The organism is Olleya sediminilitoris (assembly GCF_016785945.1).
Taxonomy (GTDB): Bacteria; Bacteroidota; Bacteroidia; order Flavobacteriales; family Flavobacteriaceae; genus Olleya; species Olleya sediminilitoris.
Genome location: NZ_JAEMEF010000030.1, coordinates 1 through 1,062 on the forward strand (window position 1 = coordinate 1; position 1,062 = coordinate 1,062).

1 protein-coding gene is annotated in these 1,062 nt (G+C 38.1%); it reads right to left on the reverse strand.

Features of this window, described 5'->3' with window-relative positions:
- Window positions 1–1,062: SprB repeat-containing protein (locus JAO71_RS15700; protein WP_203001725.1), on the reverse strand; the 1,062-nt coding region annotated here is incomplete at both ends.

The window sequence follows — 1,062 nt, forward strand, 5'->3', positions numbered from 1 at the left end:
AATAGTATCCCAAGCATAAGTAAAGTCACCAGAGCCACCAGTTACAGTAGCATTAATAGTTCCATTACTTTGACCAAAACATACCGCAGGAGTAGAAGTACCAGTCACAGATAGGTTATTACAAGACCCAGGATTAACGGTTACAGTAACGGTATCAGTACATCCATTAGCGTCAGTAACCGTTACAGTATAGTTTCCAGCACTAAGTCCAGTAATTTGATTAGTATTTTGACCATCAGGCGACCAAGTGTATTGGTAAGGTTGTACACCACCAGTAGCAGTAGCAGTTGCAGTACCGTCACCAGTAGCAGGACCAGATTCATCAGTTGTAACAGCAGTTACATCAAGCACATTACTAGGTTCTGTAATAGATATAGTTTCTTCAACCGCTTGACAAACCGTTCCATCAATGGTCACACTAACAGAATATACACCAGCCGATTGATTATCTAAAGTACTAGAGGTTACACCAGCATTCACTTGACCATTTGACCAAGTAAAAGTAAATGTCGCATTAGGATTAGCATCAGAGCTAGCCGATACAGTAGCAGCACCAGTACTTTCATTAGTACAAAGTACATTGGTTATCGTATCAATATTAATTTCAGCATCACAAGTATTAACACATAGTATAACAATACTTTGCGTGATTTGACAGCCATTAGCATCAGTAATGGTAACAGAGTGAGTTCCTTCTGATAAGTTATTAGCAGTAGCAGTTGTTTGGTTATTAGCCGAAGCACTCCATAGGTAAGTATATCCAGCAGTTCCACCAGATACAATAGCAGTAGCTTGTCCATCATTACAACCTTGAGCAGATGTAGCGTCAATTTTAGTAATATTTAAACTAAGTGGAGTAGCAGGTTCAGAAATGGTATCACTTATAGTTGTTGTACATCCATTAGCATCAGTAATGGTTACATTATAAGCACCAGCAATAACATTATTTAAGTCTTGAGTAGTTGTATTATTAGTATCGTTCCAGATATAAGAATAAGGCGCAGTACCACCAGTTACAGAGATATCAATACTACCAGTAGCTTCACTATTACATAATACATC